The 19,570-nt window shown below is 39.3% G+C and carries 17 protein-coding genes and 1 pseudogene; 6 read left to right on the forward strand and 12 right to left on the reverse strand.

Annotated features, from left to right (window positions below; genetic code table 11):
• Both F986_RS14645 and F986_RS18085 read left to right on the forward strand, forming a co-directional pair.
• The coding region (locus tag F986_RS14645) for an IS5 family transposase (RefSeq protein ID WP_004696379.1) at positions 1–602 on the forward strand (602 nt) is incomplete at its 5' end.
• Between the two features lie 290 nt (positions 603–892).
• Positions 893–1,496, forward strand: a pseudogene (locus F986_RS18085) (AraC family transcriptional regulator ligand-binding domain-containing protein).
• On the opposite strand, the gene F986_RS14655 reads toward F986_RS18085, so the two are convergent.
• Positions 1,493–2,356: an IS982 family transposase gene (locus F986_RS14655; RefSeq protein ID WP_004696385.1), complete on the reverse strand. Its 864-nt coding sequence runs from the start codon at positions 2,354–2,356 to the stop codon at positions 1,493–1,495. The pseudogene F986_RS18085 and the gene F986_RS14655 sit on opposite strands and share 4 nt — an antisense overlap.
• A gap of 245 nt (positions 2,357–2,601) precedes the next feature.
• On the opposite strand from F986_RS14655, the gene F986_RS18635 reads away from it, so the two are divergent.
• A complete protein-coding gene (locus F986_RS18635) occupies positions 2,602–2,847 on the forward strand; it encodes a helix-turn-helix domain-containing protein (RefSeq protein WP_004696387.1) in 246 nt (81 codons plus the stop codon).
• Between the two features lie 40 nt (positions 2,848–2,887).
• Here F986_RS18635 and purD read toward each other — a convergent pair whose 3' ends face one another.
• The 8 genes from purD to F986_RS14700 form a co-directional block, all read right to left on the reverse strand.
• Entirely contained in the window at positions 2,888–4,171 is a 1,284-nt protein-coding gene (gene purD, locus F986_RS14665) for a phosphoribosylamine--glycine ligase (protein WP_017397144.1), read from the reverse strand.
• A gap of 128 nt (positions 4,172–4,299) precedes the next feature.
• Complete coding sequence (gene purH / locus F986_RS14670) at positions 4,300–5,874, reverse strand: bifunctional phosphoribosylaminoimidazolecarboxamide formyltransferase/IMP cyclohydrolase (RefSeq protein WP_004696391.1); 1,575 nt, start codon at positions 5,872–5,874, stop codon at positions 4,300–4,302.
• A 90-nt stretch (positions 5,875–5,964) separates the two neighbouring features.
• Positions 5,965–6,234: a DNA-binding transcriptional regulator Fis gene (gene fis, locus F986_RS14675; protein ID WP_001086304.1), complete on the reverse strand. Its 270-nt coding sequence runs from the start codon at positions 6,232–6,234 to the stop codon at positions 5,965–5,967.
• A 380-nt stretch (positions 6,235–6,614) separates the two neighbouring features.
• Positions 6,615–7,514: a DUF3426 domain-containing protein gene (locus F986_RS14680; RefSeq protein WP_004696393.1), complete on the reverse strand. Its 900-nt coding sequence runs from the start codon at positions 7,512–7,514 to the stop codon at positions 6,615–6,617.
• 18 nt (positions 7,515–7,532) lie between these two features.
• Positions 7,533–8,435 carry a 50S ribosomal protein L11 methyltransferase gene (prmA, locus tag F986_RS14685; protein WP_004696394.1) on the reverse strand — a complete coding sequence of 301 codons (903 nt, stop codon included), beginning with the start codon at positions 8,433–8,435 and terminating at the stop codon, positions 7,533–7,535.
• Positions 8,436–8,549: 114 nt separating this feature from the next.
• Complete coding sequence (locus tag F986_RS14690; RefSeq protein WP_004696396.1) at positions 8,550–9,431, reverse strand: bile acid:sodium symporter family protein; 882 nt, start codon at positions 9,429–9,431, stop codon at positions 8,550–8,552.
• A 44-nt stretch (positions 9,432–9,475) separates the two neighbouring features.
• A complete protein-coding gene (locus tag F986_RS14695; protein WP_004696397.1) occupies positions 9,476–10,363 on the reverse strand; it encodes a bile acid:sodium symporter family protein in 888 nt (295 codons plus the stop codon).
• A gap of 137 nt (positions 10,364–10,500) precedes the next feature.
• Entirely contained in the window at positions 10,501–10,851 is a 351-nt protein-coding gene (locus F986_RS14700; protein ID WP_004696401.1) for a hypothetical protein, read from the reverse strand.
• A gap of 253 nt (positions 10,852–11,104) precedes the next feature.
• Here F986_RS14700 and mnmG point away from each other — a divergent pair, with 253 nt between their 5' ends.
• The gene (gene mnmG / locus F986_RS14705; RefSeq protein WP_004696403.1) at positions 11,105–12,985 is read left to right on the forward strand and encodes a tRNA uridine-5-carboxymethylaminomethyl(34) synthesis enzyme MnmG; all 1,881 of its coding nucleotides are present in this window, start codon (positions 11,105–11,107) and stop codon (positions 12,983–12,985) included.
• 60 nt (positions 12,986–13,045) lie between these two features.
• Here the strand turns inward: mnmG and F986_RS14710 are convergent, their stop codons facing one another.
• Entirely contained in the window at positions 13,046–14,791 is a 1,746-nt protein-coding gene (locus F986_RS14710; protein ID WP_004696405.1) for an SIR2 family protein, read from the reverse strand.
• Between the two features lie 136 nt (positions 14,792–14,927).
• Between F986_RS14710 and F986_RS18090 the strand changes: the two genes are divergently transcribed.
• Positions 14,928–16,060 (forward strand): IS3 family transposase gene (locus F986_RS18090; RefSeq protein WP_227509860.1). Its coding sequence is split into 2 segments (ribosomal slippage): positions 14,928–15,180 and positions 15,180–16,060, totalling 1,134 coding nucleotides; the frame shifts between segments, so codons are not numbered across the junction.
• Between the two features lie 31 nt (positions 16,061–16,091).
• Here the strand turns inward: F986_RS18090 and F986_RS14725 are convergent.
• Positions 16,092–16,283: a hypothetical protein gene (locus tag F986_RS14725; protein WP_004696408.1), complete on the reverse strand. Its 192-nt coding sequence runs from the start codon at positions 16,281–16,283 to the stop codon at positions 16,092–16,094.
• A 493-nt stretch (positions 16,284–16,776) separates the two neighbouring features.
• Positions 16,777–17,778 carry a helix-turn-helix transcriptional regulator gene (locus F986_RS14730; RefSeq protein WP_004696410.1) on the reverse strand — a complete coding sequence of 334 codons (1,002 nt, stop codon included), beginning with the start codon at positions 17,776–17,778 and terminating at the stop codon, positions 16,777–16,779.
• 239 nt (positions 17,779–18,017) lie between these two features.
• Between F986_RS14730 and F986_RS14735 the strand changes: the two genes are divergently transcribed.
• Positions 18,018–19,568, forward strand: coding sequence for a circularly permuted type 2 ATP-grasp protein (locus F986_RS14735; protein WP_004696412.1), 1,551 nt, complete (start codon positions 18,018–18,020; stop codon positions 19,566–19,568).
• Positions 19,569–19,570 lie beyond the last annotated feature (2 nt).

A 19,570-nucleotide genomic window follows, 5' to 3' on the forward strand; every position in this document is an offset into this window, starting at 1 on the left:
AAAGTAGCGATGGGCTGCATCTACTCATGGACTCTACAGGCATGAAGTTTCTAGGTGAGGGCGAATGGAAACGCAAGAAACATGGACCTGAATATCGTCGCCAATGGCGTAAACTTCATATTGGTATAGATGCTAAAACCCTACAAATACGAGCAGTTCAGCTTACAACCAATAATGTCAGTGATTCACAGGTGCTTGGTGATTTACTTAATCAGATTCCACAAGATGAGCAGATTAACTCTGTTTATACCGATGGAGCTTATGACACCAAGCAATGCCGTCAGGTCATTGCAGATCGGCAAGGGCATGCGGTGATTCCACCTAGAAAAAATGCGAAACAATGGAAAGATACAAAGAGTAGCTCGCTAGAACGAAATGAATTACTTAGAACAATTAAACGTTTAGGCAGGACACTATGGAAAAAATGGTCAGGCTATCATCGGCGAAATTTGGTTGAAACTAAGATGCATTGCATCAAATTATTAGGAGATAAACTCAGTGCAAGGAGTTTTGATAGCCAAGTGAATGAAATCCATGCACGTGTAGCAGTCCTTAACAGATTTACGGAATTAGGTCGACCACTTACCCAAGTTACGCCTTAAATTTAGCTCAATTAGGGGCGCTTTGCATTTCAAATCTTTGTGCAACAAAGCCGTTTGAAGCGCAAAATTGATGAACAAATAAATTGCTCATAGGGCTATTCTGCCGTGGCTTTTTTATGCTAACTTGACGTAATGAGTCAATTTTTTGACGTATTGAGACAGGGATTGTGGAAATGAATCAGGATGATTCGATCGCAGTTGAGTACCCGAGAAATATCCATGAGGATATGGTGCATAGTTCAGGGCTACGTGGCTATCTAGAGGTAATGCAACATTTGGGCATCGACCCAATGCCGTTGTTTGCCAAGCATGGAATTCAACTTGCACAATTACAAGATGACAATGCATGGATTTCACATACAGCACTAATCCAACTTCTAGAAGAAAGTGCGCAACAGGCCAACTGTGCCGATTTAGGTTTACGGATCTCACAGTATCAAGATATTGGCATTTTGGGTGTACTTGGGCTGATCTTACAGTGCATCGAAACTTCATGAAGTGATTAAATACAGTTCAGATTTACTGTTTTTACATGGTTCTGCACTACGTTTATATATCAATGATCGTGTTAGCACAGATGCATTTGAACCCAGCTCGGATATTGTAGAGCTTATTTTTGATATTCAGCTCCATGACGCTACGCATATTTTGAGTAAACGACAAACCATGGATCTGGGGCTTGCTGTGTGTCATCGGGTTCTACGTTATTTGAGTGGTGAGCGTTATCAGCCGCTCCGAGTTGCACTACCGCACAGTCCAATTGCGCCCTTAAATGTGTATAAACGGTTTTTTCATGCCGAAGTCATGATAGATCAACAGCATGCAGCTTTGTATTTTCACAAAGATATGTTGAATATTACTTTAGATAACCTGAGTTCGACGAAATCTGCTTAGCCTTTTAGCATATTTTGGAAAGTTGGCTTATTGGGATTCAAACAATAAGCCACTACAGCAGCCATGATATTCACCATGAAGTTATTTACCGAACGATGACGTGAATGTTCAAGTTGATGTAAATTTTTTAATTGATCATTCACGGTTTCGATCAATCCTCTTCTGCAAAGTAATTGTTTTTCTTCTTCAGTTTGGATGGGTTTATTTTTCATATTCCGACGTGATGGGGTCAATATTTTCAGTCCTCTTGCTGCTAAAGCTTCGGCTTTTGCTTTGCTCAAATAGCCTTTGTCTCCGAGTAGGATTCCTTTTAATTCTTGAGTTAAAGATTCTAATATAGCAACATCATGAACATTTCCCGATGTCAGTTTGAGATTAATAATTTCACCCAAGTTGTTGATAACAATATGGACTTTAAATCCATAAAACCAACCTGTGCTACTTTTACCACGACCAGCTAAGCCTTTAAATACACGATGCCTTTTAATCCGAAGATTATGGCAAACTACCAATTTAGTGGAGTCAATGATACTGATTCCCGTATCTTTTCCTTTCACCTGGTGGAAGAAACTACTCAGAGCTTGCAAACAACGGGGCATGATTTCAATAAATCGGTTGTAGCTAAGCAGTTTAGTAAAAGCAGATTTCCAGAATGGAACGATCATTTGGCAATAAAAATATTTGAAGAATCTAAAACCGGATTGATGAAATAAAATGACAATGGTCATTGCTTCAGACAAGCTCAAGGCTGACTTTTTCAGCTTGGATTTTTGATCAGAAATTAAAGCTTTTTCTAAAGATTCATTAAATGTTTTGCAGAAATCGTCCAAAATACAAAATAATTCGGTAATATGATCCATCGAGAAGCCTTGTTTTATAACATTTTGTATTGAGAACCAATATGTTATAAATTCAGGGCTTTTTTTCTACTCTTTTTTATATCGAACTCAGGTTAGATAGTATTGATCATGGCTTACGTGAAATTGTCGATAGTTATCTGGAGCGGAGTTTTCGGAGTCATCAAGGTTCATTTAGTGATCGTGTACGACATGCGATACGCATTCATTTATCTGGTCCAAAAGCCAATAAAACAGATATTGCAAATATGCTCGCGATGCATCCTCGAAGCTTACAACGTAAATTAGATGAAGAAGGGACCAGCTTTGAGCAGATTCGAGATAAACTCAGACAACAGTTGTTGTTGCAATATTTAGCAGACTCAAAAGCATCGATGAGTCAAATCGCTTCTGTACAGGGTTTTTCCGAGCAGTCCGCATTAAGCCGTGCTTGTAAAAATTGGTTTGGTGTAACACCGAGACAGCTAAAAAAGCTTCGCAGCGGTTTGCAATAAAAAAACCCGCATTTAGCGGGTTTTTACGGTATGAATGTTTTTAAGCATTTTCACGCGCAATAGCACGATAACCAATGTCTGTACGATATTGCATACCCGTAAATGTAACTTGACCACAAACTTCTAAAGCATTGACTTGCGCTTCAAGTACGGTATCGCCAAGAGCTGTGACACATAAAACACGACCACCCGCAGTCAAGATGTGACCGTCGGCACTCATTGTAGTGCCCGCATGGAAGATTTTTGTGTTTTCAGGAGATTGACCAAGACCAGAGATGACGTCACCTTGACGAACAGTTTCTGGGTAGCCTGCTGCCGCAAGAACAATACCAATTGATTTGCGTTCATCCCATTCAGCTTCTGCTGGAAGATTACCTGCAATACCAGCTTCAACCAAATCGACCAATGATGATTTTAAACGCATCATAATCGGTTGAGTTTCAGGGTCACCAAAACGACAGTTAAATTCGATTACACGAGGTTGACCTTGTTCATCAATCATGAGGCCTGCATATAAGAAGCCTGTGTAAACATGACCATCTTTTTTCATGCCTTCCACAGTTGGACGCATAATTTCAGTCATTGCACGATCAAATACTTCAGCTGTAACCACTGGAGCAGGAGAGTAAGCACCCATACCACCAGTATTTGGACCTTGGTCACCTTCAAAAATACGCTTATGATCTTGTGAAGTTGCCATTGGCAGGATGTTATTTCCATCGATCATACAAATGAAAGAAGCTTCTTCACCCGCAAGAAATTCTTCAATAACAACTCGTGAACCTGCGTCACCAAATTTGTTGCCTGCAAGCATGTCATCAATTGCTGCAAATGCTTCTTCATTTGTCATTGCAACGATAACGCCTTTGCCAGCAGCCAGACCGTCCGCCTTGATCACGATTGGTGCGCCATTTTTTTCAACAAATGCTTTCGCTGCATCGACTTCAGTAAATACATCGTAGAACGCGGTAGGAATGTTGTGGCGTTTTAAGAAATGCTTAGCAAAGGCTTTTGAGCCTTCTAACTGGGCAGCAAACTGGGTTGGGCCCCAAATTTGAAGCTCTGCCGCGCGGCAAGCATCCACTACACCATTTACAAGCGGTGCTTCTGGACCCACAATAATCAAATCTACTACATTATTTTTTGCAAAGTCGATAATTGCAGAATTGTCTAAAATATTGAGTGCAATATTTTCACATTTGTTTTCTGTTGCAGTTCCTGCATTACCTGGTGCAACAAAAACTTTTGCAACTTTTTCATCTTGCGCGATTTTCCATGCCAATGCATGTTCACGACCGCCATTACCCAAAACTAAAATGTTCATCGGTTCATACTCCATGAATCGAAATGACATAAAGTCCTCAGCCTAAGAAGGAGAGGACTTTATGTAAGATTTAGAAATCTGTTTTAAACCACATGTATGACTTTGTCATTACGGTCTGCATCTATCACTTAGTGACGGAAGTGGCGCATGCCAGTGAAGACCATTGCAATACCTGCTTCATCTGCAGCAGCAATGGTTTCTTCATCACGCATTGAACCACCCGGTTGGATAATACATTTAATACCTGCTTTCGCTGCATTATCAATACCATCGCGGAATGGGAAGAATGCATCAGATGCCATGACAGCACCTTCAACCACTAAGCCTGCGTGCTCCGCTTTAATCGCAGCAATACGCGCTGAGTTAACACGGCTCATTTGACCTGCGCCTACACCAATGGTTTGACGACCTTTAGCATAAACAATGGCATTTGATTTTACATATTTTGCAACTTTCCATGCAAAAATTAGGTCATCAATTTCAGCATCCGTTGGCGCGCGTTTCGTCACGACTTTTAGATCATCTTTAGTGATCATGCCTAAGTCTTGGTCTTGAACCAATAAACCACCATTGACGCGTTTATAGTCCAATTGTGGCGTACGCTCATCAAGTGCAGGTAATTCACCACAAACGAGAACACGAACATTTTTCTTCGCGCCAGTGACTTCAAGTACGCCTTTAGCAATGCTTGGTGCAATGATAACTTCAACAAACTGACGGTCAACAATCGCTTGTGCAGTTGCAACGTCTAATTCACGGTTGAATGCAATGATGCCGCCAAAAGCTGATTCAGGATCTGTCGCATAAGCCAAGTCATATGCCGCTTGAATACCATCTAAAGACACCGCAACGCCACATGGGTTTGCGTGTTTAACGATGACACAAGCAGGTTTTGCAAATGATTTCACACATTCAAGTGCGGCATCTGTATCTGCAATGTTGTTATAAGAAAGTTCTTTACCTTGAAGTTGTTTCGCTGTTGAAACAGAGGCTTCAGTTGCTGTGCTTTCTACATAGAATGCTGCTGACTGATGCGGGTTTTCACCATAACGCAAGTCTTGAGCTTTATTTAATTGTGTATTGAAGGTACGTGCAAACTTGTCTGCTTGACCTTCTTCCTTGCCTACGCGAGCGCCTAGGTAAGAAGCAATCATGCCATCATACTGTGCTGTATGTTCAAATGCTTTAACGGCTAAGTCAAAACGAGTTTCGTAAGACAAAGCACCATTTGCTTTTAGCTCAGCAACAACAGTGTCATAGTCTGTAGCATTGACCACAATACCGACAGAAGCATGGTTTTTTGCCGCAGCGCGAACCATAGTTGGACCGCCGATGTCGATATTTTCAATCGCATCCGCAAGTGAGCAGTTTGGTTTAGCGACTGTTGCAGCAAATGGATAAAGGTTCACAACCACAAGATCGATCGCATCGATATTGTGTTCAGCCATCACAGCTTCGTCTAGACCGCGACGAGCTAAGATACCACCATGAATTTTCGGGTGTAGCGTTTTTACACGACCATCCATCATTTCTGGGAAACCAGTATGCTCTGAAACTTCGACTACAGCGATATTGTTGTCTTTTAACAACTTATATGTACCGCCAGTAGATAAAATTTCTACCCCTAGAGCAACAAGGTTTTGAGCGAACTCAACAATGCCAGTTTTATCGGAAACAGAGATTAAAGCGCGTTTAATGGTCATGATCTTCGTCACAGTTATCAAGAATTAAAACAAAAAGCCAAAAATAGCAGGTAAAAAAAATGCCTGCGGAAGCCGCAAGCATTTTATCATTTATTCACTCATTAAACCGTGAGCTTTCAACTTTTTACGTAAAGTTCCACGGTTAAGTCCTAGAATCTCCGCAGCACGTGTTTGGTTGCCGCGGGTATATTCTAAAACTACAGATAGAAGAGGTTTCTCCATTTCTGCCAGCACCATGTCGTAGACCTGAGATGGTTGCTCGCCTTGCAGTTGTGCAAAATAGTGGCGAACTGCGCGATCTACGTGAATACGAAGAGCGACATCAGACTGTGCAGTAAAAATAGGAGATTTGCTATTCATGCGAAGTAATCCGAAAAATCTAAATATCACTTGGGTAAAGTGACATATATAAAGTGGTCTAAAATTAAAATGAACTTCGTTTTAGATCCTAAAACGACTAGTTCTAAAACTGTACATTTAGCATGCCACAATATCGCCAAGTTGGTCGAAATATAAGCGTAACAATAGTTAAATATTTGTTACCGACCTTTTTTAAACAAAAAAATCTGCTCAATACGCGATATTTTGATAACGCGCATTTTTGCTGATGTTCTATTTGTATTAAAAGACTGAGGAGATTGCAGCACTAAGCTTTTGTGGCGCGTATCATACCATTGTCTAAGAAAAAGTGAGCAAGAAAACTGCATTTTTTTTCACTTTTTTTACATTTTTTTTAAATTTTAGGGCTGGACTATTTCTAAACTGTAATGATTGAAGCTTTTACGACTTACTGGCAGGCTAAATTTGAATTTGAATGGACTATTTTTAGGAATTCGTTTAATTCCAACCAGGCTATCAATCAAATATTCATTTGCATGTAGTTGATAGGTTGAATCGACTTCACCATCCACTTTTAAAATGACCTTAAGATCTGGTAGGGGAAGACTGGTGTCATGATAATTGATCAGTTCACCTGAAAATTGAGTTTTCTGTGCATCGAGACGTTTTACTTTTAATTTATTAATGCTGATCAGACTGTAACGTTCTTGTAGGCTGCTACAGTTCAGTACGAGACAAATTTTATTATAGGTTGCACCTAATGCGGGGCTATTATTGAGGATATGTGGGTTAAACCATAAGTATTGGAAACACAATAATGCCAATAAGCTGAAGTTAATCATACCCCAAAGCATATAGTACATCGGGCTTTTTTGTGGTTTCGCTGGATTGTTGTCTGCCAAATTCATGGCAGGATAGTTACCAATCGGGTCGGTACTAAAATAGTTTAAATTGTTTAAATAAGTTTTGAGGTCAATGTTGGAGTGCTCAACTTTCAGGTTGAAAATATCAAGCAAATTTGATGTCGACATTGAAAGCGCAGCAGATTGTGATAAATCAAAATGAATGCTGTCTACACGAGGAGAGGAAAATGCTGAATTTGAAGACATGCTCATGTCATTCTGATTCGACGATCTTTCCTCACCTGTGTCAACAGTATGACCCGTGGTTAAATGCGAGAGCGCATTAAAGGTCATCGAACACTTTGGGCAACAAACCATACCTTGCGCAACAGTGAGTTGCGCAACACTTACTTTGTAGATGGTTAGGCATTTAGGGCAAGAGGTTTGTTTGTCGCTCATAGTGTATTAAGGGTTCATTTAAAGGGTGTGGCGTTTACCCGAGATTCGGCACCAGTTTTCATCACGTTTCTCGACCTCTAATATATCAAAAAACTCAGAATAAACACTAGAAACATCAGAAACTTGCTCTTCAATTACACCTGCAAGTGCGAACTCTCCCTCAGATTTGACTAAAGTTGCGAATTCAGGCGCTAACATCATGAGCGGGCCTGCCAAAATATTTGCAACAAAGACATCTGCTTTTTGGTCAGCAAGCTCTAAATTAAACTCATCTGGTAAGCCGACATAAAGGTTCTCAGCCACGCCATTGAGCGCCGCATTTTGTTCAGTGGCTAAAATTGCTTGTGGATCAATATCTGTGGCATAGACTTTTTTTGCACCTAGAAGTAGAGCAGCAACACCTAAAATACCTGAACCGCAACCATAGTCGATCACGATTTTATCTTTAACATCAGTTTTACCTAACCACTGCAGGCAAAGAAAAGTAGAGGCATGGTTCCCCGTGCCAAACGCTAAGCCTGGATCAAGTTTAATGTTGACTGCATCTGGTTCTGGTGCTTCCATCCATTCAGGAACGATCCAGTATTTGTCAGCAATTTGAATTGGTTCGTAGGCATCCATCCATGTGCGTTCCCATTCTTGGTCTTCAAGAAATTCGCTACGCATCGGTGCATCAGGCATTTGAGTGCGAATAAAAGTTTCTAATGCATTGACATCAATTTCTTCGTCGTCTTCTTGCGCATAGATACCCGTCACAATGACTTTATTCCAAAGTGGCGTTTCACCTGGAAGTGGTTCAAGTAAGTCTTGGTTTTCTGCATCATCTAATGTGACACTGACTGCACCCAAAGATTCTAAAAGGGTTTCAGTAAAATCGACTTGCGCTTGATCAACCGTAATATGAATTTGTAACCACTTCACAGGAATAACCTAATATTTATGTATAAATAAATATTGTAGCGGAACGGGGGGCAGTTCGACAGCATTCCTCAAAATAAAAAAGGATGCCGAAGCATCCTTAGATCTACATCTGTTCTAGGCTTGTTCTGTACTGGTTTGAACCGATGGAGCATAACGGTTGAGTAATGTCCCAAAGATGGCTGCAAAGATATACATAAAAATAGAATAGACCGCTGCGGGCATGGCAATGGTGGTACTGGCCATCACGGTAAGTGCAATGGTCATGGCAAGGGTGCTGTTATGAATGCCAATTTCAAAGGCACAGGCCCGAGCTTGAGCACTATTGATCCCCAGTAGTCTTGGTACAAAATAACCGATCATTAAACTGCAAATACAGAAAATGACTGTGGCTAAACCGACCTGAGTCAGATATTCCAGAATATGTGCGCGTTCTTTGGCTATTGCTCCAACAATGATTAAGACCAAAAATACAACAGAAAAAATACGCAATGGTTTATTCAGCCTCTTGGTAAAAGAGGGTGCATAGTGGCGAATCAACATACCAATACAGACGGGGATAAGAATAATAGCGAAAACCTGTAAGATTTTACTAAACTGCATACTGACGTGTTGTCCATCCTGCATAAAGTATTGAATGGCAAAATTGACAATTAGCGGTAAGGTAAACGCTGCAATAACGGAGTTAATCGCGGTTAAAGTAATATTGAGCGCAATATCACCTTTAAACAAATAGCTAAATAAATTTGCCGTGCTCCCACCTGGGGAAGCCGCTAAGAGCATTAAGCCGACGGCAAGCAGTGGCGGTAAGTTGAGTACTATGCAAATTACAAAGGCAATCCCAACAAGAAGTACCAACTGACAAAATAAAGCAACCAATACTGCTTTGGGATGCTTGCTGACGCGTGCAAAATCCTTCGGAGTTAACTCTAAGCCCAAGCCAATCATGATGATGGCAAGAGCTAGGGGTAACATAATAGTGATAATTCCTGAATCCATAGGTGCATATTCTCCTTAAAATTATATAAATCATGACCGTGAACTTATTCAGCTACGGTCTCTTTCTTCAAAAATAAACGGTCATTTCTTCGCGAGATTAATAGGCCCAATAACGCAGCAAATACAAACATGAAAATAGAATAAATACCGGCAGGAATGGCCATGGCGGTGTTGCCTAAGACGGACAGGGCAACCGTAATGGCAAGCGCGGTGTTGTGAATGGTGATCTCAAAGGAGCAGGTCAACGCTTGTTTTTCTGGAATATTGGCAAGATGTGGCACAAAAAAACCAATAAACATACTACAAAAGCAGAATAAGGCTACGGCTGGCCCAATCTCAAACACATATTCAACAAAATTATGTCGCTCTAAGTACAGTGCGAGAAAAAAGATAAAAAGAAGACAGCTTGCAGACAAAATACGCATTGGGCGATTTAATCTGTCGGCAAGTTTTGGAAAGTAATAACGTAAAAACATGCCCATACTGACTGGAAGTAAAGTGATGAAAAAAACTTTCATCATTTTCATGGCGGGCATGTCAACGGGTTGTGATGTTTGTAGAAAGTACATCAGTGAAAAATTAATAATAAAAGGGAGAGTTAGTGTTGAAATGATGGAGTTCGTGGCTGTAAGAGTAATGTTGAGCGCAACATCACCTTTAAATAAATAGGTCAATAGGTTTGACGTTGGCCCACTTGGTGAAGCTGCAACGAGCATCAAACCAATCGCGAAAATAGGCGCTAAATTTAAAAATTGGCAAATCAGGAAAGCAATGCCAACTAGCAGCACTAACTGTGAAAATAACGCGATGAAAATGACTTTGGGGTGCAGTGTGAGGCGATAAAAATCAGCTGGGCGTAGGTGTAAACCAAGACCCATCATCATTAATGCCAAAGTCAAAGGCAAAAAAACTGTAAACAATTCCGAATCCATGGAATACCTTTTTTATTCGTTTTTATCTTTTGTGTTTTTGAGTGTATACAGAATTCAATAATTTACAAGGTCGAAAAAAGGGTAAAAAATGGACTATTTTTTACCCTCAATACAGCATGAACTTTAAATTGTTTTGCTTACATTCTTGGTTTAGGTGCTACAAAACCAAGGGCACATTTGCCTTTAATTTCTTTACCTTCGATATTGATTGATGTCGCTTTTGAGTCGCCTTGGCAAATGCTGGCTAACTCAGCTTCATCACCATGAATATTGGCATTTTTTGAGCTTGGGAAAAATTGAGGTTCACAGGTACCATTCCAAATAATGCCTCGATAGGCAAAACTAACCGCTGTTCCTTGTGACTTGCCTTTACAGACTTGTTGATAACGTTGACTATCATAGACCTTTTCAACTTTGTCGTTGGCTGATACAAAAGGCGAAAAAAATAAACCGCAGAGAATGGATGAAAAAAGAATCTTCTTATTCATAATGCTTACCTTTGGTTGTTGTATGATCAACTTATAGGATAAAAAATGATCAAATTAATGCAAGGCTTTTCAGGTAACAAAACGCATCCTTTGTTGAGTTTTTGCTACTGCTCTGCAAGTAAAATTACATAAACCTAGTGCTGGCGCAGTCAGCACAGCACCGCATATACAATAAATTCCACGGAATCTGTCAACTTACAATCGAAAATTTGCTATAATCTTTCGTTATCATTTTTTAATCTCCTTTACCACTATGCATTATCCTAAAGTTTACGATGTCATTGTTATCGGCGGCGGTCACGCAGGTACAGAAGCAGCATTGGCTGCGGCACGTATGGGGCGACAGACTTTACTCTTAACTCATAATATTGAGACTTTAGGGCAGATGAGCTGTAATCCAGCAATTGGTGGTATTGGTAAATCGCATTTGGTGCGTGAAATTGATGCCTTAGGCGGTGCAATGGCATTGGCTGCCGATAAAGGTGGTATTCAATTCCGTATCCTAAACTCACGTAAAGGTGCAGCCGTTCGTGCAACTCGTGCACAGGCAGACCGTATTCGCTATAAAGCCGCGATTCGTGACACTTTAGAAAACCAAGCAAATCTCGATATTTTCCAACAAGCCGCAGACGACCTGATTGTTGAGGGTGATACCGTAAAAGGTGTTGTAACTCAAACGGGTATTCGCTTTGATGCGAAAACAGTTGTACTCACCGCAGGAACATTCTTAGGTGGTATAATCCACGTGGGTCTTGAAAAATCAAGCGGCGGCCGTGCAGGTGATCCACCTTCAATTTCACTGGCACACCGTTTACGTGAATTGAATTTGCCAGTGGGTCGTTTAAAGACAGGTACGCCACCACGTATTGATGCGCGTTCAGTTAATTTTTCTGTGATGATTCCACAGCCGGGTGATTTCCCATCACCGACTATGTCATTCATGGGTGATGCATCTATGCACCCTGAACAAGTGAATTGTTATATCACACATACCAATGAAAAAACCCATGACATCATCCGTGGTGGTTTAGATCGTTCTCCGATGTACACTGGTGTCATTGAAGGCGTGGGCCCACGTTACTGCCCATCTATTGAAGACAAAATTCACCGCTTTGCCGATAAAGACTCACATCAAGTGTTCTTAGAGCCTGAAGGTTTAGATACACATGAGCTTTATCCAAATGGTATTTCAACTTCACTTCCGTTTGATGTGCAGTTTGAATTGGTTCGTTCAATTCGCGGGATGGAAAATGCGCACATTTTACGTCCGGGCTATGCTATTGAATACGATTATTTCAACCCGCAAGCATTGAAGTTTACTTTAGAAACCAAAGCCATCAATAACTTGTACTTTGCCGGTCAAATCAATGGTACGACAGGTTATGAAGAGGCGGGTGCACAAGGTCTACTAGCAGGCTTAAATGCTGCGCGTCGTGCGTGGGATCAAGAGCAATGGACACCAAAACGTGATGAAGCCTATATGGGCGTATTGGTGGATGACTTGATTACGCTCGGTACGAAAGAACCGTACCGTATGTTTACTTCACGAGCCGAATATCGTTTGATGCTACGAGAAGACAATGCGGATCAACGTTTAACGCCAGTGGGTCGTGAAATGGGTTTGGTGGATGATGAGCGTTGGGCAGCTTACTGTGAAAAAATGGAAGCGGTTGAACTGGAAACAGGTCGCTTACAACACCTTTGGGCGGCACCAAACAACCCAATGGGCAAAAAGTTTGTCGAAATGACGGGTGCAGATTTATCGAAAGAATGCTCTGCGATTGATTTGTTAAAACGTCCGAATATTTCATTTGCTCAAATTGCGGAGCTCACAGGTTCAGAAGTGTCTGCACAAGTGGGCGATCAAATTGAAATCGCGGTGAAATATGCAGGTTATATTAACCGTCAGCATGAAGACGTTGCGCAAATGAAGCGTTTGGAAGAAACCAAAATTCCAGCCGATTTTAATTATGATGTCGTTTCAGGGTTATCTCGTGAAATTACTTTAAAATTGAAAGATGTACGTCCTGAGACATTGGCTCAAGCAAATCGTATTCCGGGGGTAACACCTGCAGCAGTGCAATTGATCATGATTACGATCCGTAAAAATGCACAAGCGAAAAAATCTGCTTAATATTTGAAAGTTATTGAAAAAGTCCGCTTTATGCGGGCTTTTTTATTTCTACTGTTGTTTTTATTGCTCTTCTTTTGACTTAAGTCGTTCCATTAGTTCAATAAACCATTGTTCATTTCGAACATTGTCTAAATCAGTATCTTTGTGGAGATGCTGGTATGATTTTGATGGTAATGCATTAAGTTTTTCCGCCTTTAGAAGTAATTCTTTACTATTAATGGGATCATTATAAAGAGCATATAAACAAGCTAGATTATAATCTCTACTATTAGCATCCATTAAATGATCTTTTAATAATACAATTGATTCATAAAATAATTTTTCATCTCTTTTGGCTGCTGCTAATCTTGTTGTTGTTACATTATAATTACCTTTTATAATGAGATTTTCAGGATTTATTTTAAGAGCTTTTTGGTAAAGAAGTAATGATTCATCAATCATATTTTCATTACTTATACACTCTCCATAAGATGCTAAAATATCGGCATAATTTCCTAATAAAGCATCACTATCAGGCTTTAAATCTATAGATTTTTTGCTGATATCTAACGCTTGTTCAAATAAATCCACATCTTTTTTTCTTGATGCTAGAGAACTGAGGCTGGAAGAATAATTTCCTAATAAAACTGCTCGATTAGGATCGATTGCTATAGCTTTTTGGTATTTTGTCAGAGCCTTATGAAAAATAATTTCATTATCTTCATGTTTAGCTAATCTGGTAAGTGCTATTGCATAACCTTCGAAAAACTCACTTTCTTTAATATTAGTTTTTAACTTGAAGGCCTCTTCAAAAAAATCACATGATTTTTTATCATATTTATAAGTTTTAAATTGCAGAGCAAAAAAAGCCACCTCTATATATGCTTGATAAAAATTTGGTTCCAATTTGATAGCTTCATCAAAGCTTATTTGAAATTGATCATCATCTTTGGTCAAAAAATTTAAAGCCTTACCTAGATGGGCAGATGCAACTATTTTAGAAATGGGTTTAAGACTAAGATCAAGATTTTTAACTTGATTTAATATTGATTCAAATTTTTTGGCGTGTAAAAGTTCTCCTAATTTAATTGTTGTAATAATAGGTTTGTTGGCATCTGCAATAGCCAAAGTCTTTTTTGTATCTTCTAGTACATCAATGTCACTTTCGAATGTATTTAAAGGGAAATTATTCACATATTCACAAATGACTTTCAGATGTTTGATTGGATCTTTAAAAAGTGCTGTAGGAAAGCATTTTAATTCAATTGCTAATTCTAAAAGGAACTTATCGGCATCTTGCTCAGCTATAAAGTTTCTATGGTTAGGATTTGCATCAATGAATTTCTGAACATTGTTATTGGGCTCTTTAGCATAATCCACCCAAAATAAACGATGTTGTCCAATAAAATTTTCTTCAACTAACTTAAAAAAAGCATCAGCTCCGCCACTATATCCGATGAATAAAGTTGGTGAAGTATTAATTGTATTTTTAATATAGTTTTTTAATTTGTTAGCTTGAGATGAGGTATCAGCATCTGAGTTTGCAAGTTGAAATCCACTCCATTGTCCATGAAGGTGCACAATAGATTGATTGGGAATAGCAGAAAAGTATTCTTCTGAGAGAACTTTCAGATCATAAGTTGGTGGGAAAAAATTATCTAAGCTACATGCACGATTAAGAATATTATCAAAATTGAAAGTTAGAACTTTACCAATATAGCCTTCCTTCAAAAGACTGGCTAAAGCGATATGTGCCCAATTGATTTTTGCTTTTGAAATGTGTTTTTCTATCAGAGTTTTTTGTTCATGTGGGGTAAGCTTCCCCATACATGAACCATAATCTTTTTTCTGAGTATCAGTTGTTAATGCTCTAAGAGAGATGGATCCGGAAATTTGAACAACTCCTATAAGTGATATTCAGCTCCTCAAATGATGTTATAAACATCAATATATGGAGTATTTTATGGCACGTAGACCAAGAAGAAATCATTCAAACGACTTTAAAGCTAAGGTAGCACTTGCTGCGATCAAAGCAGAAAAAACACTTGCTGAATTGAGTTCTGAGTTTGATGTTCATCAAAACCAAATTATTGACTGGAAAAATCAACTGATTTCAGCTTCCTCGCAAGCTTTCGATCAATCAAAAGCTCCATCAGAACCCCCCATTGATCTTAAAAAGTTACATGCAAAAATCGGTGAGCAGGCATTAGAAATTGATTTTTTAGAAGGTGTGTTGAAGAAACTGGGCCGCTTCAACCACAAAAGTTAATCGATCACTCACTTCAGATTTCAGTATCTAAACAGGCTAAGTTACTGAAAGTCTCTCGTGGTTGTTATTATTATCGCCCAAAACCTGTTAGCTCATCAGATCTGAAACTGATGCGATGTATTGATGAATTACATATGCAATATCCTTTTGCAGGCAGTCGTATGATGCGTGATTTGTTGAATCGTCAAGGGCATCATATAGGACGACGTCATACACGTACTTTAATGAAGAAAATGGGTATTCAGGCGTTATATTGCAAACCAAATTTAAGCCAGGCTAATCAAGCTCACCGTAAATATCCATATCTGCTCAAAGGGTTGGCTATTCTGCGCAGTAATCAAGTGTGGTCTACGGATATAACGTATATCCCTATGGCAAAAGGCTTTGTTTATTTATGTGCTGTGATTGATTGGCATAGCCGCAAGGTACTTGCGCATAGGGTATCGATTAGTATGGAGGTGGATTTTTGTATTTCGGCTTTAAATGAAGCAATTGAAAAATATGGATCACCTGAAATATTTAATACAGACCAAGGCAGTCAGTTCACCAGTGATGCATTTATTGATGTATTGAAATCAAATGGCATTCAAATCAGTATGGATGGTAAAGGTCGATGGATTGATAATGTGATGGTTGAACGATTATGGCGGAGCGTTAAATATGAAGAGGTGTATCTCAAAGCTTATAGCAGTGTCACAGATGCGAAAAAGCAATTGAGTGCATATTTTGAGTTTTATAATTTGAAACGACCTCATTCGAGTCTAGACAAATTGACACCAAATGAGTTTTACTATGATCAGCTACCCCAACAAAACAAGGTGGCTTAACTAGAGCGGAATATCACTTATAAATACGCTTTTAGTTGTTCAAACAAGTGGGACCACCTCTAAGATTGCTTTTGAATTTTTTATTAATTTCGGCTACAAGTTCATTCGCTAAAGGCATTCCTGCACTTTTGGAACAGCCTGCACCTGTGAAAATAATGACAGGTAAACCTTGTTTTTTATTATCTTTTAAAGTTTTGGCAATATCTTTAACTGAAAAACTCATTTTATAACTTATTAAAAAATATAATTTTTTTATTATATGGAATTTAAATCAAATTAACACTGATTTTTCTCTTAAAAAAAACCGCATTATCATAGGTTTTTTATAGCTTAATTTTAGTGAATCAATTTTGAGTATGATTTGATCATAAGGTCTGTTTTTTGTTTTGGCAGATAAACAAAGCATAAGAGTTGTTTAAGATAAAAACAGATAAAAATAGCCAATCATGTTATTTCACAAAAGTATCGCCATCTTTTAAATTGATTTTACGTTCTTAACATGAGGTCAACACCATGACGATGAAATCGATCCGTTTTAACAGTGGAGAGCTTGCATGCCAATGCTAGTTTGTATCAATCACCAAAAACAGCGTACTTATCTTGGTTTAGGGGAGGCATTAAACCAAGATGAGCAATGAAAACGACAAACCCAAGCAATTCAAATATCTAATACCAAAAAGACTGTAAAGCCCCGAATACTTGGGGCTTTTTTTATTTTAGTCGGTGATGGTCTGATTAACTGCATCACGAACCTCTTTAGGTTCAATGTGACTAATTTTATGACCAAAACTACGTAACCACCACACCAGTTGATTGGTAAAAGGTACGGTAGCATCAACCAAGATTTGCCCATTTCCAAGCGGTTCTAAAACCTGATTGGTACTGAGTTTGGTTTCTTCCAAATACAGTGCATCTATTTCAGTCATAGTCAGGGTAAGTGCAACGGTTTCTGTAGGTTTTGAAAAGTCTACACGGAAACCTAATGCACCCGATTCGATGTATTCATCGATATCAAAATTGACTGGGTGTAAGGCACGAGTGTTTAAAACCGTCGCTGATTTGAAACGGTGCAGTGCAAAGGTTTGAATATCAGTTTTGTCGTGGCGGGTACAAATCAGATAAATAATTGCACCTTTTTGAACCAGTGCGAGTGGATTGAGCGTATAGGTTTTTGCTTCAACCGCTTGGTTTAAGCCTTGATAAACGCATTCCAGCTGTTTGTCTTGGAGCAGCCCTTCATAGATGGCTTGCTGCGCTGTTTTTTCCACAATCGGGGGAATCAGCGGTTGTGTCGCAGGCACAATGCGTACACGGTTAATCCATTGGCGTACATTGTTTTGGGTAGAGAGACTACGACGTGCTAAGTCAAACCATGGGTTCATTTCTTCAATTAAGCTTGGAGGAAGAAGATGTTTAAGGTGTTCTTCAACCATCATAAATGTCACCGCTTGAGAGCTGGTCATGTGCGGTAAGCTTTGAATTGGAGCATCAGAACGCCAACGCCAACCTTGAGGCACAGCCCCATTGTTTTCAATTGGGAAGCGTTGAGAGATTTGGTTTAAATCACGTTGAATAGTTCGCAAAGTAATGTCGATACCTTCACGTTGTAAAATCTCTTGCAGCTCTCGAGTGCCCATCCATTTTCCAGTGGAAAGGCGAGACAAAATTTGCCATTGGCGATAGAGACTATTGGACGTTTCTTTTTCTTGTATAGACATAGTTTAATAAAATTTAGGAGTCGAAATTACTTACTTGAATGTGAACACAATAAGAAAACTCATTCGTTTAAGCAAGCTTTGCTTGAAATTTTTCAGTTATATTTTTTGACACAACTTAATGCGAAATAGAATTGAAGCAATGTGTTTTTTATCGATTAATAAACAAAGCATCTTTAGAAATCCATGGCATAGATATTGCTACGTATGGGTTACATATCGATAACAATTGAGAGGTTTGTATGTTTAAAGAAGATAAAGATACAAATGTAAATACGATGTTGGACGGATATAAGCTTAACTCTCCTGTATTAAATCCGATTCACTCTCATGATCGTCTATCGAGCCAGCCTGTTGGATTGTTTCATCAAATGACCTCGAATTTCTTTAATGAAATGACAGATGACCAAGCGATGTCTGGTGAGGCTTGTGCGCGTATTGAGCACTGGTTGTCACAGCATAGTGTAGAAGAACTCGAAGAACTGAACCAAATTGCCAAACAGCATTTTTTATATGAAGGTATTACGTTTACTGTATATGGTGAATCTGAGGGCATTGAGCGCACCATTCCTTACGATTTAATTCCACGTGTGATCGCTAAACAACAATGGAATAAAATCTCCCTTGGCTCTGCACAACGTGTGCGGGCTTTAAATCTATTTTTACATGATATTTACCATCAACAAGACATTCTCAAAGCTAAAATTATTCCAGAACTGCAAGTTTTGACGCATGAAGCTTATCAACCGCATATGTATGAGCACCGTTTAAAAGGTCAGATTTATAGCCAAATTAGTGGAATTGATATTATCCGTGATGGGCAGGGTGAGTTTTATGTACTTGAAGATAATTTAAGAACGCCGTCGGGCGTGTCTTATATGCTTGAAAGTCGTAAGATTAGTGAAAAACTTATGCCTGATTTGATGCAGAAGAACCATATTTTAGGCATAGAACAATACCCACAATTACTCAAACAAATCTTGGCTGAAAATGCTTATGTCGATCAGCCTTTCATCGTGGTGTTGACACCGGGACGTTTTAATAGTGCCTATTATGAACATGCTTTTTTAGCCCGTGAAATGGATGTGCCTTTGGTGACATCGCGCGATTTGTTTGTGGAGCATGATAAAGTCTATGTCAAAACCATTCGTGGCCGTCAACGAGTAGATGTAATTTACCGACGTTTGGATGATGCATACCTTGACCCACTGTGCTTTATGCCGAATAGCACTTTAGGTGTCGCAGGGTTGATGTCGGCTTATTTGAGTCATAACGTGGTTATTGCGAATGCACCAGGCACAGGGGTTGCGGATGATAAGTCGATTTATCCTTATGTCGATAAAATGATTCAGTTCTATTTAGGTGAAAAACCTATCTTAAAAAATGTTCCGACATATCAATGCCGTGACAAGCAAGATTTAGCTTATGTACTGGAGAACCTTGAGCAGTTAGTGGTCAAAGAGGCGCAAGGTTCGGGTGGGTATGGTATGCTGATTGGACCGCAAGCTTGTAAAAGCCAAATTGAGCAATTTAGAGATAAGCTCATGGCGACGCCGCATTTATATATTGCCCAGCCCACTTTAGAGCTTTCAGTCAGTCCAACCATGACTGAATCGGGTGTTTCTGAGCGTCATATTGACCTTAGACCGTTTGTGCTCAGTTCACCGTATCGTACCGAAATTGTCCCTGGTGGTTTAACACGTGTTGCGATGAAAGAAGGTTCGTTGGTGGTCAACTCATCCCAAGGAGGAGGAATTAAAGACACTTGGGTCGTGGAAAACTTACATTCATAAAA

The organism is Acinetobacter johnsonii CIP 64.6, from assembly GCF_000368045.1.
GTDB classification, from domain to species: Bacteria; Pseudomonadota; Gammaproteobacteria; order Pseudomonadales; family Moraxellaceae; genus Acinetobacter; species Acinetobacter johnsonii.